At 58.4% G+C, this 26,043-nt stretch carries 20 protein-coding genes and 1 other RNA gene; 16 read left to right on the top strand and 5 right to left on the bottom strand.

Annotated elements, in window-relative coordinates; all coding sequences use genetic code 11:
- Positions 1-9: 9 nt before the first annotated feature.
- The 7 genes from G392_RS0105300 (at position 10) to pyrI (ending at position 7,206) form a co-directional block, all read left to right on the top strand.
- A complete protein-coding gene (locus tag G392_RS0105300) occupies positions 10-582 on the top strand; it encodes a DUF1415 domain-containing protein (protein ID WP_034334514.1) in 573 nt (190 codons plus the stop codon).
- Positions 583-682: 100 nt separating this feature from the next.
- Positions 683-1,042, top strand: coding sequence for a YbaN family protein (locus G392_RS0105295; RefSeq protein WP_027009395.1), 360 nt, complete (start codon positions 683-685; stop codon positions 1,040-1,042).
- Between the two features lie 247 nt (positions 1,043-1,289).
- A complete protein-coding gene (locus G392_RS0105290; RefSeq protein ID WP_245571934.1) occupies positions 1,290-4,196 on the top strand; it encodes a DNA translocase FtsK in 2,907 nt (968 codons plus the stop codon).
- 36 nt (positions 4,197-4,232) lie between these two features.
- Positions 4,233-5,609 (top strand): argininosuccinate lyase, encoded by a 1,377-nt coding sequence (gene argH, locus G392_RS0105285; RefSeq protein WP_027009393.1) that lies wholly within the window; start codon positions 4,233-4,235, stop codon positions 5,607-5,609.
- Positions 5,588-5,800 carry a hypothetical protein gene (locus tag G392_RS13560; protein ID WP_156900811.1) on the top strand — a complete coding sequence of 71 codons (213 nt, stop codon included), beginning with the start codon at positions 5,588-5,590 and terminating at the stop codon, positions 5,798-5,800. The genes argH and G392_RS13560 overlap by 22 nt, the downstream gene beginning before the upstream one ends.
- A gap of 9 nt (positions 5,801-5,809) precedes the next feature.
- Complete coding sequence (gene pyrB / locus G392_RS0105275) at positions 5,810-6,730, top strand: aspartate carbamoyltransferase (protein WP_027009392.1); 921 nt, start codon at positions 5,810-5,812, stop codon at positions 6,728-6,730.
- Between the two features lie 17 nt (positions 6,731-6,747).
- Positions 6,748-7,206: an aspartate carbamoyltransferase regulatory subunit gene (gene pyrI / locus G392_RS0105270; RefSeq protein WP_027009391.1), complete on the top strand. Its 459-nt coding sequence runs from the start codon at positions 6,748-6,750 to the stop codon at positions 7,204-7,206.
- A 509-nt stretch (positions 7,207-7,715) separates the two neighbouring features.
- Here pyrI and ffs read toward each other — a convergent pair.
- An RNA gene (gene ffs, locus G392_RS13250) (signal recognition particle sRNA small type) lies at positions 7,716-7,812 on the bottom strand.
- Positions 7,813-7,979: 167 nt separating this feature from the next.
- On the opposite strand from ffs, the gene G392_RS12215 reads away from it, so the two are divergent.
- The 7 genes from G392_RS12215 to pyk all read left to right on the top strand — a co-directional run bounded on the left by G392_RS12215 (position 7,980) and on the right by pyk (position 19,306).
- On the top strand, positions 7,980-8,516 hold the full coding sequence (locus tag G392_RS12215) for a cytochrome b/b6 domain-containing protein (protein WP_034334505.1): 537 nt from the start codon (positions 7,980-7,982) through the stop codon (positions 8,514-8,516).
- Positions 8,517-8,589: 73 nt separating this feature from the next.
- A complete protein-coding gene (locus G392_RS0105255; protein ID WP_027009388.1) occupies positions 8,590-13,782 on the top strand; it encodes a UvrD-helicase domain-containing protein in 5,193 nt (1,730 codons plus the stop codon).
- A 46-nt stretch (positions 13,783-13,828) separates the two neighbouring features.
- Positions 13,829-14,188, top strand: a complete 360-nt coding sequence (locus tag G392_RS0105250; RefSeq protein WP_027009387.1) for an Mth938-like domain-containing protein — start codon at positions 13,829-13,831, stop codon at positions 14,186-14,188.
- A gap of 152 nt (positions 14,189-14,340) precedes the next feature.
- Positions 14,341-14,628, top strand: a complete 288-nt coding sequence (groES, locus tag G392_RS0105245; RefSeq protein ID WP_027009386.1) for a co-chaperone GroES — start codon at positions 14,341-14,343, stop codon at positions 14,626-14,628.
- Between the two features lie 65 nt (positions 14,629-14,693).
- Positions 14,694-16,343 (top strand): chaperonin GroEL, encoded by a 1,650-nt coding sequence (gene groL / locus G392_RS0105240; RefSeq protein WP_027009385.1) that lies wholly within the window; start codon positions 14,694-14,696, stop codon positions 16,341-16,343.
- Positions 16,344-16,673: 330 nt separating this feature from the next.
- The gene (locus G392_RS0105230; RefSeq protein WP_034334503.1) at positions 16,674-17,756 is read left to right on the top strand and encodes an outer membrane beta-barrel protein; all 1,083 of its coding nucleotides are present in this window, start codon (positions 16,674-16,676) and stop codon (positions 17,754-17,756) included.
- An 83-nt stretch (positions 17,757-17,839) separates the two neighbouring features.
- Positions 17,840-19,306, top strand: a complete 1,467-nt coding sequence (gene pyk, locus G392_RS0105225) for a pyruvate kinase (protein WP_027009383.1) — start codon at positions 17,840-17,842, stop codon at positions 19,304-19,306.
- A gap of 211 nt (positions 19,307-19,517) precedes the next feature.
- On the opposite strand, the gene dinG is transcribed toward pyk, so the two are convergent.
- Positions 19,518-21,647 (bottom strand): ATP-dependent DNA helicase DinG, encoded by a 2,130-nt coding sequence (gene dinG / locus G392_RS0105220; protein ID WP_027009382.1) that lies wholly within the window; start codon positions 21,645-21,647, stop codon positions 19,518-19,520.
- Positions 21,648-21,760: 113 nt separating this feature from the next.
- Between dinG and kdsA the strand changes: the two genes are divergently transcribed.
- Positions 21,761-22,600, top strand: coding sequence for a 3-deoxy-8-phosphooctulonate synthase (gene kdsA / locus G392_RS0105215; protein ID WP_027009381.1), 840 nt, complete (start codon positions 21,761-21,763; stop codon positions 22,598-22,600).
- A gap of 514 nt (positions 22,601-23,114) precedes the next feature.
- On the opposite strand, the gene G392_RS13005 is transcribed toward kdsA, so the two are convergent.
- Positions 23,115-23,762, bottom strand: coding sequence for a hypothetical protein (locus tag G392_RS13005; protein WP_051255594.1), 648 nt, complete (start codon positions 23,760-23,762; stop codon positions 23,115-23,117).
- Positions 23,762-24,610 (bottom strand): diaminopimelate epimerase, encoded by an 849-nt coding sequence (gene dapF, locus G392_RS0105205; RefSeq protein ID WP_027009380.1) that lies wholly within the window; start codon positions 24,608-24,610, stop codon positions 23,762-23,764. Before dapF ends, G392_RS13005 begins: the two co-directional genes overlap by 1 nt.
- 135 nt (positions 24,611-24,745) lie before the next feature.
- On the opposite strand from dapF, the gene G392_RS0105200 reads away from it, so the two are divergent.
- On the top strand, positions 24,746-25,483 hold the full coding sequence (locus G392_RS0105200; protein ID WP_027009379.1) for a pseudouridine synthase: 738 nt from the start codon (positions 24,746-24,748) through the stop codon (positions 25,481-25,483).
- A gap of 137 nt (positions 25,484-25,620) precedes the next feature.
- Here G392_RS0105200 and G392_RS12205 read toward each other — a convergent pair.
- Positions 25,621-26,043 (bottom strand): transposase (locus G392_RS12205; RefSeq protein WP_156900810.1); only part of this gene is annotated, 423 nt, incomplete at its 5' end.

Raw genomic sequence — 26,043 nt, 5'->3', positions numbered from 1 at the left:
ATGCCCGCCATGTCCCGCCCCGACGACTCCGCCGTTGCCGCGCACACCCGCCTTTGGTTGGAAAAAGCGGTTATCGGTTTGAACCTTTGCCCGTTTGCCAAAGCCCCCTACGCCAAAGGACGGGTACGCATCACCGTTTCCCGCGCCACACATCTGGACGGCGTGCTGACCGCTTTGGACGATGAGCTGCACACCCTGCTCGCCACCCCCGCCGAACAGGTGGAAACCACCCTGCTGGTGCTGCCCGATGCCTATGCCGACTTTTTGGCGTTCAACGACATGCTCGATGCCGCCGATGCCGCGCTTGCCGACCACGGCGCCGAAGGCGTGATTCAAATCGCCCCGTTCCACCCCGATTTTTATTTTGACGGCACCGCGCCCGACCACATCACCAACCACACCAACCGTTCGCCCTACCCCACTTTGCACCTGATTCGCGAAAGCAGCATCGACAAAGCCGTTGCCGCCTTTCCCGATGCCGAAGCGGTGTTCGGGCGCAACATCCGCCTGCTGGAGCAAATGGGACACGCGGGCTGGCAGGCACTGGGCTTGCCCGATACACGGGGCGGCAGCCATGGATAAGGCGTTTTTCGTGCAACACGCGTGGTGGCTGCTGGGCGGGCTGCTCGGGCTGCCCCTGATATTGGCACTGCTGCTGCCGCAAAGCCGTTTGCGCCGCGCCATTGTCAACGGCTTGCTGTGGGTGTGCGGCGGAGTGTCGCTGCTGCTGGGCATCATCGGGGCGTTTTTGCCGGTGCTGCCGACCGTGCCGTTCATTCTGCTGACGGCGGCATGTTGGGGACGGGCATCACCGCGCTTTCATGCTTGGCTGCACCGCCACCCGTATTTCGGCCCGATGGTGCGCAATTGGGAACAACGCCGCGCCATTCCCCGCCGTGCCAAATATTTGGCATGGTCGATGATGACGCTTTCGTGCGCGATGCTGTTTTACCGGCTGCCGCATTATTGGTGGGTGGGCGCGGGCGTGTCGGCAGTGTGTCTGACGGTGGGGCTGTGGATGGCGCGTTTGCCCGATGCCTGAAGCAAATTCCCCACACCCGCGCCGCCAATGCCGCACGGCGGCGGGGTTTTTTGTTGCCGCCCGTTCAGTTTCCCCCCGAAACACGGTAGAATAAGCGGCATTTTCCATCTTATCGTTCATGTGCTTCAGCAAAACATGAACCCCATCATTCGGGGCGCAAACCGCCAAGTGTTGCGCCCCCGATAATGTCCCCCATCGGAACGCGACCGCCCGGAGCTTGTTTGTTATTATGTGGATTTTTTTTCTGATGATTCTGATTTCGGCAGTGGTGTTTGCCGTGCTGTGGTGGTTGTACGTCCGGCAGGAATACGACTGGCAGCAGGAATTGGCCGCCTATCGCGGTCAAGACCGCCGCGCTGCGCCCGCAGCAGCACCCGCCCCGCCCGATGTGCCGGAAGCCGAAACCGCCGACCAAGCCGCCGCAGCCGACCCGTTGCAGTCGCCGCGCCGCCCCGTGCGCCTGCCCCTGCCCAAGCCGGTTTCCGAAGCACAGGCGCGTCAGGCGGCACAACAGCAAAAATCATCTCCCGCCCAAGCCGTTCCCGAGTGGGAAAAAAATCTGAACGCGCTGCAAAGCCATGCCGAGCGCCTGCCCCGCTACACCAACCGCAAACCCGCCCCCAAGCCTTTGGAGCATCTGCACCAGCAAAGCGTGTCCGCCCCCGCCGACACGCCCGAAGCCGCGTCCGACAACCCGATTCCCTTCCAACTGGTCGAGCCTGCCGAGCAGGAAAAGCCCGAAATCATCACACTGGAAGAAGCCACGCGCAATCTGCAGCCCTATTTGGGCGAAGACAAACCCGCCGAAACCGCCTTGCCCCCGCCCGCGCCCTTGACCAAGCCCGATTTGGAAGTGATTACGCTGGAAGAAGCCACGCGCACGCTCAAAGAGCCCGCCAACGTGCCGCCCCCGCCGCCGCCCGCCCCGCTTGAAGGCGAAGAAATCGGCATGGACGACATCATGGATTCCGTGCGCGAACGCACCCTGTCGGCAACGCCCGCCCCCGCCGTCCGCACGCAACCTGCCGCCGACATGGAAACCATCGGCATGGACGAAATCCGCGCCAGCCTCGAGCGGCAACGCCAAGCACGGGTGCGCCAGCAAATGGCGGCTGCGCCCGCCACCGACTCCTTGAGCGTGATTGGCGAAGACGAAGTGTTTGCCAACCTTGCCCACACCGATTCGCCCGTAAACCGCCGCCGCAAAAACCGTCCTGCCGGCGATGCCGCGCCCGCCCAAGCACCCGCCTTCCGCCGCAGCGATGCCAAACCCGCCGCCGCGAAAAAAAATCCCGCCGCCGCACGCAACGGCGGCAGCAGCCGCACCGCCGCGCCCGACACCCCGCCCGCCGCCGGCACGGGCAACGATGCCCCCCCCGCACCAGACGACCCCGCGCCTGCCGTCCCCGCCGTTTCCCCCGCGCCCGCACCGCCCGCCGAACCCGCCCACCGCCGGTTTGAAGGGCGCAGCGCCGCCGTTGCCGCCGGCATTGCCGCCCCGCCGATTGTCGAACAGCCGATGAACTTTCCCGAACCCCTGCTGCCCGACTTCGATTTTTCCAACAACACCGTATTGGATTGGTCGGCACTTTCCGGCCCCGTGCGCGACATCGTTCCCGTTGCCCCCGCCGCGCCCAACCCCGCCGACCACAGCGCAGACGACCCAATCATCTGTACCGACACAGACGAAGACGCCCTCCTGCCCCCGCTCGAACTGCTGCTGCCCGCGCAATACGACATTGACGCGGTGCAAACGGACGAACAGCTTTTGGAAAACGGCATTACCATTGAAGAGAAACTCGCCGAATTCCGCGTCAAAGTCAAAGTCATCGACGCGGTGGCCGGCCCTGTGATTACCCGCTACGAAATTGAGCCGGACGTGGGCGTGCGCGGCAGCTCGGTGATGAATTTGGAAAAAGACTTGGCGCGTTCGTTGGGCATGGCGTCCATTCGCGTGCTGGAAACCATTCCGGGCAAAAATTGCATGGGCATCGAGCTGCCGAACCCGAAACGGCAAATGATTCGCTTGAGCGAGATTTTCAATTCGTCCGAATTTTCAGGCAGCCGCTCAAAATTGACACTCGCGCTGGGACAAGACATTACCGGTGCGCCCGTGGTAACCGATTTGGCGTCCGCACCGCATCTTTTGGTTGCGGGAACAACGGGTTCGGGCAAATCGGTGGGCATCAACAGCATGATTTTGTCCATGCTGTTCAAAGCCCCGCCCGAAGACGTGCGCCTGATTATGATAGACCCGAAAATGCTGGAACTTTCTGTTTACGAAGGCATTCCGCATCTGCTCGCGCCGGTGGTTACCGATATGAAGCTCGCCGCCAACGCGCTGAATTGGTGCGTGGGCGAGATGGAAAAACGCTACCGCCTGATGTCGCATTTGGGCGTGCGCAATTTGTCGGGCTACAACGCCGCGCTTGCCGAAGCCGCCGCGCGTGGCGAGAAAATCGCCAATCCGTTCAGCCTCAATCCCGAAGACCCCGAACCGCTTGAAAAATTGCCGTTTATTGTCGTTGTCGTGGACGAGTTCGCCGACCTGATGATGACGGCGGGCAAGAAAATTGAAGAACTGATTGCGCGTTTGGCGCAAAAAGCGCGGGCGGCGGGCATTCACCTGATTTTGGCAACGCAACGCCCCAGCGTGGACGTGATTACCGGCTTGATTAAAGCCAATATTCCCACCCGCATCGCCTTCCAAGTGCCGAGCAAAACCGACAGCCGTACCATTCTCGACCAAATGGGCGCGGAAAACCTGCTCGGTCAGGGCGACATGCTGTTTTTACGTGCGGGCAACGCCCATCTCCAGCGCGTGCACGGCGCATTCGTTGCCGACAGCGAAGTGCATCATGTCGTTGAATATTTGAAACAAACGGGCGAACCCGATTATATTGATTTGATTCCCGAAAGCAGCGATGAATTGAACTTCGGCGGCGCGGGCGGCGGCGAGCGCGACCCTTTGTTTGACAAGGCGGTGGAAACCGTGTTGCGGACGCAAAAGCCCACGATTTCGTCCCTGCAACGCCATTTGCGCATCGGTTACAACAAAGCCGCCACGCTGGTGGACCAAATGGAAGCGGAGGGGATTTTGTCCGCCGCCGACCACACCGGCAAACGCACGATTTTGGCGCGGACGGGCGAATAAGTTTCAGGCAGCCTGAAAAATACTTAAGGAACAAACATGAGCAACAAAACTTGGTCGGGACGTTTTGACGAACCCGTGTCCGAGCTGGTGAAACAGTACACCGGCTCGATTGATTTTGACAAACGCTTGGCGCAGGCCGATATTCAAGGCTCGCTGGCGCACGCGCAGATGCTGCACGAAGCGGGCATTTTGTCGGCGCAGGATTGGGCGGACATTCGGCGCGGCATGGCGGAAATTCAGGACGACATCGCTTCAGGCAGCCTGCAATGGTCGCTGGATTTGGAAGACGTGCATATGAACATCGAGCGCCGTCTTACCGACAAAATCGGCGATGCGGGCAAACGCCTGCACACGGGGCGCAGCCGCAACGACCAAGTGGCTACGGATATCCGTTTGTGGTTGCGCGGCGAAATTGACTTAATCCGCAACTTAATCCGCGACTTGCAAACTGCCTTGGCGGAACTGGCGGCACAACACGCCGATGCGGTGATGCCGGGCTTTACCCATTTGCAGGTGGCGCAGCCCGTCAGCTTCGGGCATCACCTGCTGGCGTATGTGGAAATGCTGGGGCGTGATGACGAGCGCATGGCGGATTGCCGCAAACGCGTAAACCGTATGCCGCTCGGCGCGGCTGCCTTGGCGGGCACGACTTTCCCGATTCAACGCGAAACCACTGCCAAGCTCTTGGATTTTGAACAAATCTGCCAAAATTCTCTGGACGCGGTGTCCGACCGCGATTTCGCCATTGAGTTTACCGCCGCCGCTTCGCTGCTGATGATTCACTTGAGCCGCCTTTCCGAAGAACTGATTGTGTGGATGAGTCCGCGCTTCGGCTTTATCGACCTTGCCGACCGTTTCTGCACCGGCTCGTCCATCATGCCGCAGAAAAAAAATCCCGATGTGCCGGAGTTGGTGCGCGGCAAATCGGGGCGCGTCATCGGGCATCTCACCGGCTTGCTGGTGTTGATGAAATCGCAGCCGCTCGCTTACAACAAAGACAATCAGGAAGACAAAGAGCCTTTGTTTGACACGGTGGACACCGTGCGCGACACCCTGCGCATTTACGCCGACATGATGCGCGGTGTTACCGTGAAACGCGAAAACATGCGCGCTGCCGTGTTGCAGGGCTTTGCCACCGCCACCGATTTGGCAGATTATCTGGTGAAAAAGGGGCTGCCCTTCCGCGACAGTCATGAAGTCGTTGCCCGCGCCGTGCGCCATGCCGAGCAGCAGGGTTGCGATTTGGCGGATTTGGCTTTGGAAACTTTGCAAAGTTTTAGCGATTTGATTGCGGAAGACGTGTTTGCCGTACTCACGCCCGAAGGCAGCCTGAACGCGCGTAACCATTTGGGCGGCACCGCGCCCGAACAGGTGCGGGCGCAGGCGGCGCGGTGGTTGGCACAACTGGCATAACCCACCCTGCGGCAAACTTGCCCGCCACCCGCACCGCCGCTATAATCCGCGCCGTTGCCGTTTTGCCCGATGTTGCCATGTTTGCCGCACCCCATGCCCCTTTTACTGCTGCCGCCACCCGTGCGGCAGCCCTGCCGTTTTGCCACAAGCCCGTTTCACAACGGGCTTTTTTGCCGTTTTTCTCCCGATAAGGAACGTCCATGCCCAACCCGCTTTACCGACAACACCTGATTTCCGTTTCCGACCTGAGCAGCGAACAACTGCACACCCTGCTCGACACCGCCCTGCAACTCAAACGCCAACCGCGCCACGACCTTTTGGCGGGCAAACTGATTGCCTCCTGCTTTTACGAACCCTCCACCCGCACACGGCTGTCGTTTGAAACCGCCGTACAGCGTTTGGGCGGACAAATCATCGGCTTTTCGGACGGCGCCAACACCAGCGCCAAAAAAGGCGAAACCCTTGCCGATGCCTCCCGCATCATCTCCGGCTACGCCGATGCCATCATCCAGCGCCACCCCAAAGACGGCGCGGCACGCATTGCCGCCGAATTTTCCGCCGTTCCCGTCATCAACGCCGGCGACGGCACCAACCAACACCCCAGCCAAACCCTGCTCGACCTGCTCACCATCTACGAAACACAAGGCACATTGGACAAACTGAACATCGCCATGTGCGGCGACCTGAAATACGGGCGCACCGTCCATTCGCTCGCCCAAGCCCTGAAAAACTTCGGCTGCCGTTTCGCCTTCGTCTCCCCGCCCAGCCTTGCCATGCCCGACTACATCACCGCAGAGCTGGACGAAACCGGCTGCGACTGGCAGATTTTCGACAACTTGGAAAACGCAGTGGCATGGGCAGACATCTTATACATGACCCGCGTGCAGCGCGAACGCTTCGATGCCGAAGAATTTGCCAAAATCCAAGGCAAATTCAACCTGCACGCCGCCATGCTGGCGGGCGCGAAAAACAATTTGCGCGTGCTGCACCCCCTGCCCCGCGTGGACGAAATCCACCCCGACGTGGACACCACCCCCCACGCCCATTACTTTGAACAGGCACAAAACGGCGTGTATGCGCGAATGGCGATTTTATCCCTGATTTTAAACGAAAAAGTATAGGAAAATAGGAAAACGCGATGGAACAAAAAAAACTCAGCGTGGAAGCCATCGAGCACGGCACCGTCATCGACCACATTCCCGCCGGATTAGGCTTAAGCATCTTGCGCCAATTCAAGCTCCTGCACTACGGCAACGCGGTAACGGTGGGCTTCAACCTGCCCAGCCGCACACAAGGCAGCAAAGACATCATCAAAATCAAAAACGTCTTGTTTTCCGAACAAGATGCCAACCGTTTGGCACTGTTTGCGCCCGAAGCGGTGGTGAACCAAATCCGCGATTTCAACGTGGTCGGCAAAATGCGTTTGCGTCTGCCCGACACCATCAGCGAAGTGTTTCGCTGCCCGAACACCAATTGCGCCAGCCACGGCGAACCCGTATCGAGCCGTTTTTACGTGCGCGTGCAGGGCAGGCAAACCAAGCTCAAATGCCATTATTGCGAAAAAACCTTCGCCCGCGAAGCGGTGGCGGAAGCGTAAAACGCATTATGATTTAGGGCGCGTCATTATTTAGATTATTTCATTAAAAATTAATTAATTATAAAAAATGCCGTTATGCCCGCACGGGTGGAAATCCACTGCCCGATACTTGGCAAGCCATGTCTTTTTCAAGGTTTGTCGTGCTTCGATGTGGATTCCCGCACAGGTGCAGGTTGGGTTGGCGCGAAGCGCAAACCCAACAAAATCCATAAATTTTCGGAAAAATATTGGGTTTTCACTTCGTTTCAACCCAAGCTACGCTTGCTTCACAAACATCAGGCAGTGGATTCCCTCCTGCGCGGGAATGACGGCATTTTGGCATTATACTGATTTATATTAGAAAAATTTAAATGATGACACACCCTAGCGGCAAAACCACAGCATCGTCCGGGCGGATTGTGCGGGCATGACGGTGCTGTTTTTGCACGGGCGCGGGACAAAGATAAAATCCTGTTTCGTTGCCGAAACAGGATTTTATCTCAACCAGAAAGGAAATCATCATGAAAAGTGGTAGCGAGCCCGTCCTCCGGCACTGACTTTCCCAAGTGGGCTGCTGGCTTCCGCCCCTGACCCGTTGCCTGAAATCATCATGCGGAGAGACCCGCTACTGGATTCGCATTATACTGGCACGGCACAAAAGCGCAAGCGTTTTTTGACACAATTTTTCGCTTTTTTACCGCAGCCAACATTTTTCATTTCTTTACCTTTTTAAAACAAATGTTTTTTCAATCGGGATTATAATTATTTTTTTACAACATTGGATATGCCAAATCATGATGCAACCGGATTCGCGGCAACGCTACGGCAGCGTGAGCCGCTTTTTACATTGGACGATGGCGGTTTTGTTCGGCTTTATGCTGTTTACGGCAGCCGCGTGGAATTACGATGAAGATTATTTCAGCTTGGTGGGCTATCACAAAAGTGCGGGCTTTGTGTTGATGGTGCTGGCACTGCTGCGGGTGGCGTGGGCGTTGGGCAACCGCACGCGCCGTCCGCGCAGCCATGTGGGGGCGCACATCGGACACGGTGTGCTGTATGTGCTGATGTTGGCAGTGCCGGCGGTGGCGTTGATGCGCCAATACGGTTCGGCACGCGGCAGCTTGGAGGTGTTCGGCATCACGGTGCTGCCCGCCGCGCCGGAACGGATTGGCTGGCTGGTGAAGGCGGGCGGCTGGCACGGCAGTTTGGCATGGCTGTTGTTTGCTTTGGCGGCGGGACATATTTTGTTTGCCGTTGTTCATCAGATTCGCGGTGGGAAAATCATCAACCGCATGGCGGGACGGACGGAAACAGACGGTCAAAGCCGTTGATTTGCCGCACGCGCAGGGGCGGGACGGGGACGATGTGTTATCATCGCGCCTTGTCCTGCCCCGATGTGTTTTTATGTTGTACGAACGCCTGCAAGAACGGCTGCGCCGCGCCGAACCGTTGCCGCAAACGGGAAATACGGCAGACGCGCTGTTGTCGGCACAAGCCAACGGCGCGGGCGCCGATGTGCTGTGGCTGGACTTGGAAATGTGTCCGCAAAGCGGCGATTTGCTGGAAGGGGCGTTTTTGGCATACGGCTGTGCGTGGCGTTTTGATGCGGACGATTTGCACACGCAGGGCGACACGGTGCGGCAGCTTTTGGCATCGGCGCGTTGGCTGGGCGGACACAATATTTTTGAATTCGACCTGCCGCATCTGGCACGTTTGCTGCACTGCGGCGACGACGTGCTGGCACAATGGCGGCAGAAATGCGCCGACACGCTGTATCTTGCCACCCTGCTCATTCCCCACCAGCCCCGCTACGCGCTCGCCAAACTCTACCGTTGCCAAAGCGGGCGCAACGACCCGCTTGCCGATTGTGCGGAAAGCCGCGCCTTGTGGGATTTGTGCCGCGACATTTGGGCGCAATTGGATTTTGCAACGGCGCGGCTGTTTTGCGGCTTACTGCCCGTGTCGGATTTGTTTGGCGCACCGCAGCCGTCTGCCGCAAAATCGCGCAGCCTGTTGTCGCTGCTGCCCGAAGGCAACCGCACCGCGCTGATTAAGCACATCCGCACCGCCCTGTCGGCACCCCCGCACGAAGCGCATTCTTCGTGGCAATGGCTCGGCTTGGCGGTGTTTGTGCATTGGTTGTACCATTTCGACAAGCCGCAGGCACGGCGTCCGACTTGGCTGCTCAAACACGCCGCACACGGGCGCGTGTTCCAAGCGGCAGAACGCACGTTTTGGCAGGTCGAACCCACCGATGCCGACACACTCAATCGCGAATGCCGCAGCCTGTTGCGCATTCCCGATTTTCAAGGCTTGCGCGAAGGGCAACTTTCGGTTGCCCGTACCGTTTTGGCACGCGAAGGCATCGCGCTGGGTTTGCTGCCCACCGGCGGCGGCAAAAGCTTGGCATTCCAACTGCCCGCACTGATTTTAAGCAAATACCGCCGCAGCCTGACGGTGGTGGTGTCGCCGCTCAAAGCCCTGATGGAAGACCAAGTCATCAATTTGCAGGCACAAGCCCCCGCCTATGCCGAACGCATCGCCTGTCTGATTTCGGGACAGGGCGAAGCCGTGCAAAAGGACATTCTCAACGGCGTGTGGCAGGGCAATATCGACATACTGTATTTGAGTCCCGAGCGTTTGGGCAGCCATTCGGTGCGCCAACTGCTGAAAAACCGTCCGCCCGAATTGTGGGTATTGGACGAAGCGCACACCTTAAGCCAATGGGGAACGGATTTCCGCCCCGATTTTCTGCGCATTGCCGACCACATCAATGCCTGCTACGGCATCACGGACGGCGCAAGTGTCGGAACGGATTTGTTTGACGCGCCCGAACACAACTTTGTCCGTCCGCCCGCATTCGCCCTGCTCACCGCCACCGCTTCGCCGCGTGTGCGCGAAGACCTGCAACGCGAATTTGCCGACAAACTCGTCCGTTTGACCGGCGGCAAAAGCCTGATTCCCTGCGGCATCGCTGCCGAAGATTGGCAGGTTTCCCGTGCCGAAATCACCACGTTCGTCCACCGGCTGCCCGCCGCACACCGCTTCGCCCCCGTCAGCAAACTGCTGCACGACAATCACCGCACCTACGTCCAAGCCCACCCCGAACACCCCGAATGCGCCACCGCGCTGGTGTATGTACGCAGCCGCAAACGTTGCGAAAGCTACGCCCGCGATTTGCAAGCATCGGGTCTGGCGTGTGCCGCCTACCATGCCAAGCTGCCCGAAAGCCAAAAAAAAGACATTTTGCGCCGCTTTAAAAATCACGAATGGGACGTGGTGGTCTGCACCAATGCTTTCGGCATGGGCATCGACAAAAAAGGCATTCACACCGTTGTCCACTACGAACCGCCCGCCCATTTGGAATCGTATGTGCAGGAAATCGGACGCGCCGCCCGCAAACACGGCGAACGGGCGCAAGCCCATCTGTTCTGGTCGGCAGAAGACACCGAAGCCCTGTTCCGCCAAGAACGCCGCAGCCGCATTCCCAACAGCAAAACCTTAAACGACTGTTGGTCGCAAATGCGCTCCGTGTTGGCACGTCCGCCAAGCGGGCAATGGTTCGGCAGCCACACCCTTGCCGCGATTTTGCCGCACGAAGACGGCGGCGAAGATTTGGACACGCAAATCCGCGTTGCCCTGCTGGCATTGGAACGCTACGGGCTGCTGGTCGAACACGCCCGTCTGCCCGCTTGGATACGCATCGGGCTGGCAGACCCGCCCGACACCGCCGTCAATGAACACACGCTTGCTTTTTACCGGCGTTTGCACGCATTGTTGCCGCACACACGCACCTGCCAAGCGTTTTACCTGCCCGAATTGGCACTGCTGCTCGACTGTTCCGTCAAAGCCCTGCTCAACAAGCTGCAAGAACTGGTGCGGGCGCAACTGGCACACTGGCAGGCAGAAGTGCACATCCGCCGCGTGCGGCGCAACCATGAAGCGTGGTTCCGCCGCCAAAGCAAAATCTTGGCAACCGTTTGCCAATACGGCGGCGATGCGCCCGCAGACGAAAGCGGTGCGCTGCGCGTGTACCTGCCCGCCTTGTCCAACCTGCTCGCCCAACGGCAATGCCCCTGCCGCGACCTGCGTCAAGAGCTGCTCGCGCCGCTTCGGGCAATGGGCATCATCGGCTACCGCAGCCGCAATGCGGCGGAAGTGCTGGTTTCCCCCGCACCGGAGATTGACGGCACTTGGCAAAACTGGCTGGCACGCGCACAACAATGCCTGTCCGAACTCTACGGGCTGTGCCGGTATCTGTATGCCCGTTTGCCCGACCACGCCGACAACGGCACCGGCTTCGCACTCGAACAGTTGGCACACGAACGCCGGCAAGCCCCCGACACACTGTTGGCACAATTGGAAACCCTGCAAAAACTCGGGCTGATTGACATGAGCCGCATGGACGAACAGTGCGGCAGCCTGTTTTTCATCGGCAACCCCACCGGCAAGCACGCCCGCAACCGCTATCACGCCAATGCCTACGCCTATCTCGACCGCCACTACCGCGAACGCTGCCAACGCCTGCACATACTCTGCCGTTGGCTGGACAGCGACACGCCCGAACAACGCCGTGAAATTTTGGAAGACTATTTCCGCTACGGTTTGGCGGAAGTCGTACAACGGTATTTCGTACAAACCGAGCCGACCCTGCACCCCTACCCGCTCCGCCCCGACACGGCTGCGGAAACGCCCGCATTCAGTGCCGTGCAAAACGCCGTCATCAACGAAGCCGGACGCGCCGCTTTGGTTCTGGCGGGGCCCGGTTCGGGCAAAACCACCGTCATCGTCCACCGCATCGTCCGGCTCATCACCCGCGAACACATCATGCCGGAAAAGATTTTGGTGCTGGCATACGGCAGTACGGCGGCTGCCGAGTTGCGCCAACGTTTGCGGCGTTTGCTCGGGCGCGATGCCGACGCCGTTACCGTCAGCACCTTTCACGGCTTGGCACGGCAAATCGGCGCATGCAGCGAAAAAGACGCGCCCGCCGCCGCCCTTGCCGACATTCAACGCCGCTTCCCCCGCCTGCGCGGCAACGACAAAGAATCCCGCTACCACTGGCTGATGGAAAACGCCGTCGCCATCTTGGAAAGCCAAGAAGAAAAACCGTATTACCAATACATTATGGTAGACGAGTTTCAAGACATCGATGCCGTCCAATTCCGCATGATTGAGCTGCTGGCGGCGATGGACACCGATGCGGGCGACCCCGAACAGCAAGGCTATCTGATGGCAGTGGGCGACGATGACCAAAACCTGTACGCCTTTCGCGGCGCCAGCATCGAATTTATCCGCCGTTTTGCCGGACACTACCGCATTGACGAATCCAAACAATACGTTTTAAACGAAAACTACCGCAGCCGCGCCAATCTGGTTGCCCTGTCCAACCGCTACATCGCCGCCGCCCTGCCGCCCGAACACCGGCTCAAATCGGCACAACACGCCATCCGCGCCCACCGCCAAGATACCGCCCAAGCCATACGTTACACCCTGTTCCGCCACGAACGCCGCGCCGACATGGGCGCGTGGCTGGCACAAGACATCGCCCGCACCATGCGCGAACAACCGAACGCCCGCATCGCCGTACTCTGCCGCGAATGGCAGGGCTTTGACGTGGTGCAGCACTATCTCGAACAAAACGGCATTTGCGCCCGCCGCCACCACCAAACCGACCTGCAACCCGCAGAAAGCGTGGTCGGACAAGCCCTGCTCGACCACCTGCTCGAACAACCGCTTGCCCCGATAAACGGCGAGGCGGGCGAATATCTGGAAAACTGGCGCCGACAAAACGGCTTCAACACGCTCGACCACGCTTGGGCGGCGATTCGCGCTGCCTTTGCCGGCGAACACGACATCAGCCGCAGCCGCGCCGCCGAAATCTTGTCACAAGCCGTCCACCAAGCCGAACCGAAATTGTCGCTGTTGAGTTTCCACCGTGCCAAAGGCATGGAGTTTGACCATGTTTATCTGATTGACCAATTCGGATACCGGCAATGCCCGAATGCAGACACCGTCCGCGCCCTGTATGTTGCGCTCACCCGCGCCAAAACAGGCTTGACCGTGTTGCAGTGCGAACACGCTTGCGACACGGTTTTGCAGCAGGTTTTACGGCAGCAGCACGATGCCCGCGCCTTTGAATTGCCCGCCGTTGCCGCGCCCGAACAATTGGTTTTCCACCGTTTTTTGCAGTTGGACGAAATTTGGCTGACCCCGCCCGAGCTGGTTACGGAAGCGGGACGCGCTTTGCTGGAACACACCATTTGTCGGGAAGGCGCATGGTGTGCGGAGCGCACTTCGCTGGCGGGCATGACCGAATGCGGCGACAAAACCGTGCCGCACCGTTGCACGGGATTTGTCGGGCGCAAAAACCAAACCATGTTGGCGTGTTTTTCCAAAAACTTTCAGCAGGAGCGGTGCAAACAACATTTTGATGTAACCATGCTCGGTTTTACCACCGTGCGGGTTTGGCAGCACGATTTGAGCTGGTATGCCAAATACGGCTATCAGGGCAAGCGTGGGGAACATTTTCTGCTGGTGCCGTATGTGCGTTTTTGCAAGCCGTATGTTTCAACGCACAGCACGGCACCGGCCTGATGCCACTGCACTGATTTTCATGGTTTGATACCCAAAAGGAATATTGATGAATATTGAAGAAGTATGCGCCGATGTGCCGGTGATTGACGCCATCACACCGGAAGGTTTGCACATCGGCGGGCAATGCTACCGCGCCGTGATTTTGGGCGGCGGCGCAGTGTCCGCGCCCGCCGAAGCCGCGTGGACGGATTTGACCGCCGACAGCTTCCGCGCCGCCCGCGAAGCGGGAGCGGAAGTGGTGCTGCTCGGCACAGGCGCAAAACAGCATTTTCTGCCCGCGCAAATCATCGCCGCACTCGCCGCGCAGGGCATCGGCATCGAGTGCATGAACACCGCCGCCGCCGCCCGCACCTTTACTTTACTGCAAAGCGAAGGGCGCAAGGTGTGGGCGTGGCTGTGGTTGTAATTTTTGTTTTGCAAAATCCGAAACTTTCAGGCAGCCTGAAAAAAAATCGCCGCCTTGCGCTTGAATTCGTCCGCCGCAGCCCTATTTAGCGGGCTGTATGGATTTCGGCGCAACCGCGCCGCCCAATAAACCCAACTTTGGAGAAAACACACATGACAATCCGTCCCCTGCACGACCGCGTGGTTGTGAAACGCCTTGAAGCCGAAGAAAAAACCGCCTCCGGCATCATTCTGCCCGGTTCCGCCGCCGAGAAACCCGACATGGGCGAAATCATCGCCGTGGGCGCGGGCAAAGTGAACAAAGACGGCTCGCGCCGCACTTTGGACGTTAAAGTCGGCGACAAAATCCTGTTCGGCAAATACAGTGGTCAAACCGTCAAAGTGGACGGCGAAGAACTGCTGGTGATGCGCGAAGAAGACATTTTCGGCATCGTAGAATAAGTTTCAGGCAGCCTGAAAATACAACATTATTTATTGAAATCAACAATTATCGGAGCTAATCCCAGATGGCAGCTAAAGACGTACAATTCGGCGCGGACGTGCGCCAAAAAATGGTAAACGGCGTAAACGTATTGGCGAATGCCGTGCGCGTTACTTTGGGCCCGAAAGGCCGCAACGTGGTGCTTGACCGTTCATTCGGCGGCCCGCACATCACCAAAGACGGCGTGTCCGTAGCCAAAGAAATCGAGCTGAAAGACAAATTTGAAAACATGGGCGCACAAATGGTAAAAGAAGTCGCGTCCAAAACCAACGACGTGGCGGGCGATGGCACCACCACCGCCACCGTTCTGGCGCAAGCCATTGTTGCCGAAGGCATGAAATACGTTACCGCCGGCATGAACCCCACCGACCTGAAACGCGGCATCGACAAAGCCGTTGCCGCCTTGGTGGACGAACTGGCCAACATCGCCAAGCCCTGCGAAACCTACGAGCAAATCGCCCAAGTGGGTTCCATTTCCGCCAACTCCGATGAATCGGTCGGCAAAATCATCGCCGATGCCATGCAGGAAGTGGGCAAGGAAGGTGTGATTACCGTAGAAGACGGCAAATCGCTGGAAAACGAATTGGAAGTCGTGAAAGGCATGCAGTTTGACCGTGGCTACCTGTCGCCCTACTTCGTGAACGATGTGGACAAGCAAATCGCCGGTTTGGACAGCCCGTTTGTGTTGCTGTTTGATAAAAAAATCAGCAATATCCGCGACCTGCTGCCCGTGTTGGAGCAAGTTGCCAAAACCAGTCGCCCCCTGCTGATTATCGCCGAAGACGTGGAAGGCGAAGCGCTGGCGACTTTGGTGGTGAACAATATTCGCGGCATTCTGAAAACCGTTGCCGTGAAAGCGCCCGGCTTCGGCGACCGCCGCAAAGCCATGTTGCAAGACATCGCCATTCTCACCGGCGGCACCGTGATTGCCGAAGAAGTGGGCTTGTCTTTGGAACAGGCCACGCTCGACCACTTGGGTCAGGCCAAACGCATTGAAATCGGTAAGGAAAACACCACCATTATTGACGGTGCGGGCGACAAGGCCGCCGTTGAAGCGCGTGTGGGCGAAATCCGCAAGCAGATTGAAACCGCCACCAGCGACTACGACAAAGAGAAGCTGCAAGAGCGCGTTGCCAAACTGGCGGGTGGCGTGGCCGTGATTAAAGTGGGCGCGGCCACCGAAGTGGAAATGAAAGAGAAAAAAGACCGTGTGGACGATGCCCTGCACGCCACCCGCGCTGCGGTGGAAGAAGGCGTGGTGGCAGGCGGCGGCGTGGCTCTGCTGCGCGCGCGTGCGGCTTTGAGCAAAGTCAATGCCGACAATGCCGACCAAGAAGCGGGCGTGAAAATCGTGCTGCGTGCGGTGGAATCGCCCCTGCGCCAAATCGTTGCCAATGCGGGCGGCGAAGCATCCGTAGTCGTGAACAAAGTGTTGGAAGGCGAAGGCAATTTCGGTTACAACGCGGGCAACGACACCTACGGCGACATGATTGGCATGGGCGTACTCGACCCCGCCAAAGTAACCCGTTACGCGCTGCAACACGCCGCGTCCATCGCCGGTTTGATGCTCACCACCGAGTGCATGATTGCCGAGCTGCCTGAAGACAAAGCCGCCGCACCGGATATGTCCGGCATGGGTGGAATGGGCGGTATGGGCGGCATGGGCATGATGTAATCCCCCACCCCGCACAACAAACAACGGGCTGTCTGCCGGCTGCTTTTGCGGTCGGACGGGCAGCCCGTTTTTCATGCCCGCCAAGCACAACCCGCACAAGCAATTGAATAATCAAAAATTATCCCGCCAGCCCGCCCAAAGCACACCGCAGCACACACGCCTTTCGCTTGCCAAATACCGACATCGCGTTTAAAATCAACACAGGGCTACCCCCAAACACTGGCAAGGCTGAACGCACCCCCGCCGCCCCACCGGAAAAGCAGTAGCCGTGCAGGACGGCGCCTTGGCGTCTTCTCCTATATCCCAAACTTCAACAAGAGCATTAAGTTCATGAAAAACAAAATCTTATCAGTCATATCGGCGCTCTTTCTGGCACTGGGCGCCACCGGCGCGCAAGCCGAAATGATTACCGATGCACACGGCAACGTCGGCTACGACACCGCCGCCGAATGCGATGCCGCCGTCAGCAACGGCACCGCCCGCTTTTACACCCCCTTCACCCACAAACCGCCCCTGCTGCGGCGTGGCGAAAAAGGGGTGCAGCAAGCCAAACTGAGCGATTTGGGTGAAGACTACAAAATGGGCGCGTGCGACTTGGGTGTCGGACACAAAGACGGACGGGACGGCGTTTCCGTTGCCCTGCAAGGCAAATACGTCCCCTACAGCCCCGACATGCCCATCAATGCCTACACCGACAAAGAAGGCACAGTGGTGCGCGTGAGCATGGGTCAGTGCGACAACTGGTTCAGCGACAACGCCCCGCGCCCCGTCCGCTTCGTCAAAGAGCCCGAGCCGGTTGCGGTTGAAGAACCCGCTCCCGCACCCGTTGAAGAGCCCGCCCCCGTTGCCGAACCCGCACCGAAAATGAGCGCGGCACGCGTTGCCCCCTATGTGTTTGCCACCATGGGCGCACTGCACAACGGCGTAACCATCAGCGACAACGTTACCATTAAAAACCCCTACGGCAGTGGCGACATCTTTGTCGGTCAAAACAGCGACGACACCCGTTTTGGCGGACAAGTCGGCGCGGGCATTCTGTTCAACGACCTGCTCGGCACCGAAGTGTTCTACCAAGGCGCGCGCAGACACCACTACAAACAATTTGTTTGCGCCCTGCAACGCGCCTTCGGTGCGCGTGCCACAGTCGGTACGAATGTCGGCGAAAACACCCGCGTATTCGGCAAAGTCGGTGCGGCAGGCGTGCAGTACGACAGCAAAGAACTGGGCAAAGGCAAATTTGTCGCCCGTCCGACCGCAGGCGTGGGCATCACCCACAATGTCAATGAAAACTGGGCGGTTCGTGCAGACTACGACCACATTTTCCGCCTGAACGATGCCAAGCGCACCAACACGCAAGGCGCACAATGGAAAGGCTCGAACTACTTGGGCGCAGGTGTGCAGTACAAGTTCTAAACGTTTGATTTGATTTCCGCCGCAACAGGACAGACCCCGTTCCTGCTTGCGGCTTTTTTTGAAACTTTTTTGGAAACAAGATGATGACACACACACCCCGCGACATTACCCGCATCCGCCACAACACCAAAATCATCGCCACTTTGGGCCCCGCCAGCAACGACGCCGCGCTGTTGCGCGACATGATTGAAGCGGGCTGCCTGAATGTGGTGCGCTTCAATTTCAGCCACGGCACGGCAGACGAACACGCCGCCAACGCCCGCACCGTGCGCCACGCGGCAGAACAGGCAGGGCGCGAAGTGGCGATTATGGCGGATTTGCAAGGCCCGAAAATCCGCATCGGCAAAATCGCCGACCCGGACGGCATCGTGTTTGAAGCGGGCGACACCCTGCTGCTGGACGCGGCGTTTGCCGGCACCGGCACACGCGAACGCATCGGTTTGGATTACCGCCAATTGCCCGCAGATGTGCGCGCGGGCGACACCCTGCTGCTTGATGACGGTTTGCTGACCCTGAAAGTGGACGAAGTGCGCGGCAGCGAAATCCGCACCACCGTGCAAAACACCCACCTGCTGCGCAGCAACAAAGGCATCAACAAGCCGGGCGGCGGCTTGAGCGCGGGCGCATTGACCGAAAAAGACATCAGCGATTTGCAAACAGCCGTGCAAATCGGCTGCGACTACATCGCGGTGAGTTTCGTGAAAAATGCAGACGACATCGCCCAAGTACGCACCTTGCTGCAACAACTGTGCGGCAACGGCACACAGCCCGGCATCGTGGCGAAAATCGAGCGCGTGGAAGCAATTGAAAATTTAGACAAAATCATCAAAGCTGCGGATGGAATTATGGTGGCGCGGGGCGATTTGGCGGTGGAAGTGGGCAACGCCGCCGTTCCCGCCCTGCAAAAACGCATGATTCGCCGCGCCCGCGAGCTGCGCCGCTTCAGCATCACCGCCACGCAGATGATGGAAAGCATGATTCAAAATCCCATACCGACCCGCGCCGAAGTCAGCGACGTTGCCAACGCGGTATTGGACGGCACCGATGCGGTAATGTGTTCCGCCGAAACCGCCATCGGTGCGTATCCCTATGAAACGGTGCGGCAAATGGCACTGATTTGCGCGGCAGTGGAAAAAGAACAGGACTCGCTGGCGGGCGCGGGCGACAGCCACATTCAGGAAACGGGGCGCATCGACCACGCCATTGCCGGCGCGGCGGTTCACATCGCCCACCACACCCGCGCCAAAGCAATTGTGGCACTCACCGAAGGCGGCACCACCGCATTCCACATCAGCCGCTACGGTATTTTGATTCCCGTGTACGCGCTCACGCCCAGCCGTTTGGTGCAACGGCGCATGGCAATGTATCGCGGCGTGCGCCCCTTGCGCATGAGCGTGAGCCACAATCACGATGTGGCACTGGAGCAGGTTGAAGCCCTGCTGAAAGCGCGGAATCTGCTACAAAGCGGCGAGCAGTACATCATCACCAGTGGTGCAAAAATGGGCAAAAGCGGCTCGACCGATACCCTGCAGGTGCGGACGGTCGGTTAGGGCGCGTCATCAATTAGCCGAAAAACCCCTGTGCCGTCATTCCCGTACAGGCAGGAATCCAAATCAAAGCACGACAAACCTTGATAAAAAACATGGCTTGCCAAGCATCGTGCCGTGGATTCCCGTCTGCGCGGGAATGACGGCACATTTTTTATATTGAACGGATTTTCAGTAGAAAAATTTAAATGATGACACGCCCTAAAGCGCGTCATCAGGTGATGCGGCGGAACGGCGGCAGCGATGCCAGCATTTGTCTGCCGTAGCCGTGCGTGATGACGCGCTTGTCCAAAATGGTGATGCGCCCGTAGTCGTTTTCGGTGCGAATCAGGCGCCCCACCGCCTGCACCAGCTTGATGGCGGCTTCGGGTACGGTGATTTCCATAAAGGGCTTGCCGCCGCGTTGTTCTATCCAACGGTTTTTGGTCTGTTCAATCGGGTTGTCGGGCATGGCGAACGGCAGCTTGGCGATGATGACCTGCACACAGGCTTCACCGGGCAAGTCCAAGCCTTCGGCAAAGCTGTCCAAGCCGAAAATAATGCTCGGTTTGCCCTGTTCAAGGTTGTGGTGATGCTGTGCCAGCAAGGCTGCTTTGGACTGTTCGCCCTGCACCAGCAGGAAAGGCAGCAGTGTGTCGGTCAAACGCAGGGCAACGTCCTGCATCTGTCGCCGCGATGCGAACAACACCAGTGTACCCACCGCCGCCGTGTCGCTGATGAGTTTGGGCAGCCATTCGACAATTTCGGCGGTGTGCGCCGCCGCGTCTTTGGGGCTGGCAAGCAGGGGCGGAACGTATAATTCGCCCTGTTTGGCAAAATCAAACGGGCTTTCCAGTGCCAAGGTGTGCGTTTGCGGCAGCCACACCAAGCCGGTTTGTTGCAGCAGCAAATCAAAATTGCCCAAGCTGCGCAAGGTGGCGGATGTCAGTACCGCGCCCGCTGCCCGCCGCCACAAGCCGTTTGCCAGATAGCCCGCGCTGCTGATGGGCGCGGCGTAGAAAGTCCAATCGGTTTTGCCGTTTTCGCGGCGGCAGCCGACCCATTTGGCAAGGGGCGGTTCGGTTTGGTCGGCACGCTCTGCCGCCATGTGCGCCCACACCGCCGCCATCTGCTCCACCCGTGCGGCAAACACGCCAAATTCGGCACTCAGGCGGTCAATCTGTCCGGCGTCATTGTCTTTGTCGCGCCGCGCCGCCGACAGGGCTTCGCGCAGGGCTTGGCTGTGTTTGAACAGGGTTTGCGATGCGGTAAAGCAGTTGGACACCAGCAGCGCACAGTTTTCGGGAATGTTGCCGTCCTGCCACAGCCACACGCTTTCGCGCCCGTCCGCATGGTCGGCAAGTTGCGGAATGTCGCGCAAACGGATTTCCCATTCGTTCATGCATTCGGCAAGGGCGATGGCGGCATCGTCTGCGGCGGTTGCCAATTCGTCTTTGCCGCACATGGCAACGATTTTGGCGGTTTGCTGCGGCCATTTTTCCAGCAGCCACACCGCATTCGTCCACGAATGCTCCGCCGCAAAACGGCTCAAGGCTTTTTTGGGCAGATGGTGGGCTTCGTCCAAGCAGTAAAAGCTGTGTTCGGGTGCGGGCAAAATCACCCCGCCGCCCATGGCGATGTCCACCATCAGCAAATCGTGATTGGCAACAATCACGTCCACGCCGTCCAAAGTGTCCCGCGCCAGATAAAACGGGCATTCGGCACGGTTGGGGCAGGCGGATTTCAAACAGCCGTGGTTGTCGTTGCTCACCTGCTGCCACACATGTTCGGCAATCGGACGCGCCCAAGTGTCGCGGTCGCCGTCAAAACGCCGTTCCGCAAACGCCGATGCCAATTCTTCCAGCAGCAGCAAATCGCTTTTGGCGGGTTTGTGTTCCCACAGCGCTTCAAAGCCGAACATATCTGCCTGCCCCTGATTTTGGGTCAAACGGTAGAGCTTGTACGGACACAGATAACGCCCGCGCCCTTTTGCCAAGGCAAAACGGAAATCCAAGCCGCTTTTTTCCGCCAGCAGGGGCAAATCGCGCCCGACAAGCTGCTCTTGCAGGGCAACGGTGGCACTGGACACAATCAGCCGTTTGCCCCGCGTTTGCGCCATAATCGTGCCTGCCAGCAAATACGCCAAGCTCTTGCCCACACCGGTCGGGCCTTCAATCACGGCAATGCTTTCGCCTTCGCGCACGGGCGCATCGCCTTCTTCGGGCTGCGGCAAACTGCGTGCAAAGGTTTGGGCAACCGCAGCAATCATCTCGCGCTGCGCGGCACGGGGGCGGAAACCGGACAAATTGTCGCCCAGTTGGCGGTAGTGGTCGCGAATCGCATTTTTTTCCAAATCGGTGAGCATGAGGCACGTTCGGGGCATCGTCAATCGTACCGCCATTGTAGCGCAAAACGCATTGCCGTATGCCGCAAAGCCCGCTATGATGCCGCGTTTGCCTGATTTTGAAAGCCCTTGCCATGCTCCGCATTCACCACATCACCCTTGCCAACCACCTGCCCTTTGTTTTGTTCGGCGGCATCAACGTATTGGAAGACTTGGATTCCACCCTGCACGCGGCGGAACATTACGTCCGCGTAACTGCCAAACTGGGCATTCCCTATGTTTTCAAAGCATCTTTTGACAAAGCCAACCGCTCGTCCGTGCATTCCTATCGCGGCGTGGGCTTGGACGCGGGCTTGGAAATTTTGGCGGCGGTGAAACGCGAATTTGCCGTTCCCGTCATCACCGATGTGCACGAGCCGCACCAGTGCGCCGCCGTTGCCGAAGTGGCAGACGTATTGCAACTGCCCGCGTTTTTGGCGCGGCAAACCGATTTGGTGAAAGCAATGGCGGCAACGGGTCGCGTGATAAACGTCAAAAAACCACAATTTGTCAGCCCCGCGCAAACCGCGAACATTGTGGAAAAATTCAAAGAATCGGGCAACGACCAAGTGATTTTGTGCGAACGCGGTACACAATTCGGCTACGACAATTTGGTGGTGGATATGCTCGGCTTCGGCGTGATGAAGCGCGTTTGCCCCGACACGCCCCTGATTTTTGACGCCACCCACGCCCTGCAACAGCGCGAAGCGGGCGCGGCGGCTTCGGGCGGACGGCGGGCGCAGGTGTTGGAGTTGGCGATGGCGGGTATGGCAACCGGTTTGGCAGGCTTGTTTTTGGAAAGCCACGCCGACCCCGACCGCGCCAAATGCGATGGTGCGAGCGCGTTACCGCTTGATTTATTGGAAGAGTTTTTGTTGCGCGTGCAGGCGGTGGACGAAACGGTAAAATCGTTTGCGCCTTTGGAGATTGCGTAAGGGTTTTCAGGCTGCCTGAAAAAAACGGGGTGGATTATTGTCCAACCCGTTTTTTGTTAAACGGCGTTTTTTTATTTGCGTTCTACTGATGTCACTCTCCAAGTCCAATCGCGTTTGGTTGGGCTGAATTTATAGGCTTTTTCCTTTGCCAATTCGATGGCGGTTCTTTCAGAATCGGCTTCCACAGTGGTATCGGTTACCGAATGGGTTGCGCCTTTTTCAAATCTGCCGCGAACATAAATATCTAGGGCGTGTCATCAATTGACCGAAAAATCTCTTCCCGCACAGGCGGGAATCCAAATCGAAGCAGGTGTAGGGTGGGTTGGCGCGAAGCGCAAACCCAACAAAATCCATAAATTTTCGGAAAAATGTTGGGTTTTCACTTCGTTTCAACCCAAGCTACGCTTGCTTCACAAGCATCAGGCAATGGATTCCCGTCTTCGCGGGAATGACGACCTTTTGTATTATTCTGAATTTAAAGTATAAAATTTTAAATGATGACGCGCCGCCGTCATCACGCCGCCACTTTCCAAAACAACCATACGTCCAGCCCGCTAATCCGGGAAAACTGCCAAAACAGTGCCAACAAAAACCCGCCCTGCAATTGCGGCAGCGAAAAATACGCGCAACTTTGCCCGCACAACACGCGGCGGTGCAGCCAAAACACCAGCATCAGCAAGCCCTGCCCCACCCACCATGCGGCGGGGTTCATCAAATAAAGCTGCACCAGCCGGAACGACAAAACCCCTGTGCCGCCCTGCGGATATTGCCACCACAGCAGCAGCGCCAGTGTCAGCCACGCGGCAAGCTGCACCGCGCCGCCCAGTGCCAACAGCGACAAAAAATCACTTTCCGCCTTGTCGATGCGCCAAGCCGTTGCGCTCTGCGGATTGCGCCTGACCCTGCCCGCCAAAAAGCACAGCCCGCCCAAGCCCAAATAGATGTGCAAACCGTATTGCAGCAAAGTCAAGTTGGCAATCTGCAAGCCGTATGCCGGCAAAGCCCAATCCGCCGTGATGCCCAGCCGCGCCAGCACCCACAGCGACACCGCGCCCGCCGTCAGCCACGCCGCCGCCGCCGCCGCCAAAAACCCCCACGCCCGCGCCCGCCACGCAAAGCCCGCAAACGCGGCGCACAAACCCACTGTCAGCAGCACCGCCATCAATACGCCACTTCGCCGTCAAACACCCGTACTGCAGGCCCGCTCATCATCACTTCGCCGCCTTCCTGCCACGACACCGTCAATTCCCCGCCCGGTAAATCCACACGCACGTCCGCCCCCGCTTCCAGCAGGTTCAAACGCACCCCCGCCACCACCGCCGCACACGCGCCCGTGCCGCAGGCTTGGGTTTCGCCCGCGCCGCGCTCGTACACGCGCAATTTGATGTGGGTTTTGTCCACCACCTGCATAAAGCCCACATTCACCCGTTCGGGAAAACGCGGGTGGCGCTGCAAAGCTTCGCCCCAGCCTTCCACAGGCGCATCGTCCACATCGCCCACCCACATCACCGCATGCGGATTGCCCATGCCCACCATGCTCATTTCCGCGCTGTCCAAGCCGTTTACCACAATGTGGCTGCTCGCCCCCGCCGTTTCGCCGCCGCGCAGCACAAACGGGATTTCTTCCGGCACAAACGTGGGCGCACCCATGTTTACCGTTACCGAGCCGTCATCGTTCATGCGCGGCTTGATGATGCCTTTGGCGGTTTCCACCACGATTTCGCGCTTGTCGCTCAAGCCCTGTTCGATGATGAATTTGACAAAACAACGCGCACCGTTGCCGCACTGTTCCACTTCGCCGCCGTCCGCATTGAAAATGCGGTAGCGGAAATCCGCACCGGCGCGGGCAGGACGCTCCACCAGCAGCAATTGGTCGAAACCGATGCCGGTACGGCGGTCGGCCCACGCCGCAATCGGCGCGGCGGCGGGGTCAAACGGCTGGCTGATGCCGTCCACCATCATAAAATCATTGCCCAAACCGTGCATTTTGGTAAATTTTAACATCGTCATGGCGGGAATCCCGTAAAAACACAAAGGTAAAACAAAACGCTATTGTAACCTTAACCGCACGATTTGCAAGCGGTGCAGATGCCTTGCCCCACAAACCGCTATAATCACCGTTTTCACCTTTTCCGCAATCCGAAAATGACACCTTCCAAACCCGTCCGCCTGTCCAAACGCATGGCGCAACTGGGCCTGTGTTCGCGCCGCGAAGCCGATGCCTACATCGCAAACGGCTGGGTGCGCGTTAATGGCACAGTAGCGGTGCTGGGGCAAAAAGTCAGCCCCGCCGACCGCATCGACTTGGACAAACGCGCCCACCAACAACAAGCACAGCGTGTAACCATCTTGCTGAACAAACCCGTAGGCTTCGTAAGCGGACAGCCCGAAAAAGGCTACCGCGCCGCCGCCGAACTCATCAGCCCAAACAACCGTTGGGCGGGCGACACCAGCCGCATCGATTTTGACCCGCAACACCTGCGCCACCTAGCCCCTGCCGGACGTTTGGACATCGATTCCGTAGGCTTATTGGTGCTCACCCAAGACGGGCGCATCGCCAAACAACTGATTGGCGGACACGGCAGCAGCGAAAAAGAATACTTGGTGCGCGTGCGCGGCACACTTTCCGAACAGGGCTTGGCACTGCTCAACCACGGCTTGAGCTTGGACGGCGAAGCCCTGCGCCCCGCCAAAGTAACATGGCAAAACGCCGACCAACTACGCTTTATCCTGACACAGGGCAAAAAACGGCAAATCCGCCGCATGTGCGAACTGGTGGGCTTGCGCGTGGTCGGGCTCAAACGGATACGCATCGGGCGCGTAAAACTGGGCAAACTGCCCGCAGGACAATGGCGCTACCTTGCGCCCGATGAGCGGTTTTGACCCATAATAAACAGCCTGAACAAACATTTCAGGCTGTTCAAAAAATCATTTCCAACCCGCACCGCTTGGGTTGAAGCAAAGCATAAACCAAATAATTTCTTTCCAATCAAAAATTAATGTTGGGTTTTCAACCCAACCTACTTGATTTTTGATTCAGAAACAATGTATTCCACCTGCGTAGATACCATCTTTCCAGTCAAGCCCCCCGTAGCAGAAATTTCCAACTGACGGGACTGATAAACCGTTTGATGCTTCAATACGCCAAAGCAAATATGTACCAATTTACGCATCGCCGCGCCCAATGCCTGCATCGGCGTTTTTTGCCTTTGCAGCAGACGGGCGTATTGGGCGGCAATATCAGGGTTGTATTTCTTTGACACGACCGCAGGCAGATACAAGGCTGCACGCAATACTGCCGAACCTTTTTTGGATAACATCACCCGCCCCCTTTGCTGTCCCGATTCGTGCATTTTCGGCACCAATCCGACAAATGCTGCCATCTGTGCTGCCGAAGTGAAGTTTCTGCTGCGGTATAAGGCGCATATGCGTACTGCCGTCTG

The organism is Conchiformibius kuhniae DSM 17694 (assembly GCF_000428785.1).
GTDB lineage: Bacteria > Pseudomonadota > Gammaproteobacteria > Burkholderiales > Neisseriaceae > Conchiformibius > Conchiformibius kuhniae.
This window is presented reverse-complemented; position numbering and strand designations above follow the sequence as displayed.

Bases quoted from the DNA above. Each gene is read 5' to 3' on its own strand.
- G392_RS0105300 (WP_034334514.1), top strand. From the start codon at position 10: ATGTCCCGCCCCGACGACTCCGCCGTTGCCGCGCACACCCGCCTTTGG.
- G392_RS0105290 (WP_245571934.1), top strand. From the start codon at position 1,290: ATGATTCTGATTTCGGCAGTGGTGTTTGCCGTGCTGTGGTGGTTGTAC.
- argH (WP_027009393.1), top strand. From the start codon at position 4,233: ATGAGCAACAAAACTTGGTCGGGACGTTTTGACGAACCCGTGTCCGAG.
- pyrB (WP_027009392.1), top strand. From the start codon at position 5,810: ATGCCCAACCCGCTTTACCGACAACACCTGATTTCCGTTTCCGACCTG.
- pyrI (WP_027009391.1), top strand. From the start codon at position 6,748: ATGGAACAAAAAAAACTCAGCGTGGAAGCCATCGAGCACGGCACCGTC.
- G392_RS12215 (WP_034334505.1), top strand. From the start codon at position 7,980: ATGATGCAACCGGATTCGCGGCAACGCTACGGCAGCGTGAGCCGCTTT.
- G392_RS0105255 (WP_027009388.1), top strand. From the start codon at position 8,590: ATGTTGTACGAACGCCTGCAAGAACGGCTGCGCCGCGCCGAACCGTTG.
- G392_RS0105250 (WP_027009387.1), top strand. From the start codon at position 13,829: ATGAATATTGAAGAAGTATGCGCCGATGTGCCGGTGATTGACGCCATC.
- groES (WP_027009386.1), top strand. From the start codon at position 14,341: ATGACAATCCGTCCCCTGCACGACCGCGTGGTTGTGAAACGCCTTGAA.
- groL (WP_027009385.1), top strand. From the start codon at position 14,694: ATGGCAGCTAAAGACGTACAATTCGGCGCGGACGTGCGCCAAAAAATG.
- G392_RS0105230 (WP_034334503.1), top strand. From the start codon at position 16,674: ATGAAAAACAAAATCTTATCAGTCATATCGGCGCTCTTTCTGGCACTG.
- pyk (WP_027009383.1), top strand. From the start codon at position 17,840: ATGACACACACACCCCGCGACATTACCCGCATCCGCCACAACACCAAA.
- dinG (WP_027009382.1), bottom strand. From the start codon at position 21,647: ATGCTCACCGATTTGGAAAAAAATGCGATTCGCGACCACTACCGCCAA.
- kdsA (WP_027009381.1), top strand. From the start codon at position 21,761: ATGCTCCGCATTCACCACATCACCCTTGCCAACCACCTGCCCTTTGTT.
- G392_RS13005 (WP_051255594.1), bottom strand. From the start codon at position 23,762: ATGGCGGTGCTGCTGACAGTGGGTTTGTGCGCCGCGTTTGCGGGCTTT.
- dapF (WP_027009380.1), bottom strand. From the start codon at position 24,610: ATGACGATGTTAAAATTTACCAAAATGCACGGTTTGGGCAATGATTTT.
- G392_RS0105200 (WP_027009379.1), top strand. From the start codon at position 24,746: ATGACACCTTCCAAACCCGTCCGCCTGTCCAAACGCATGGCGCAACTG.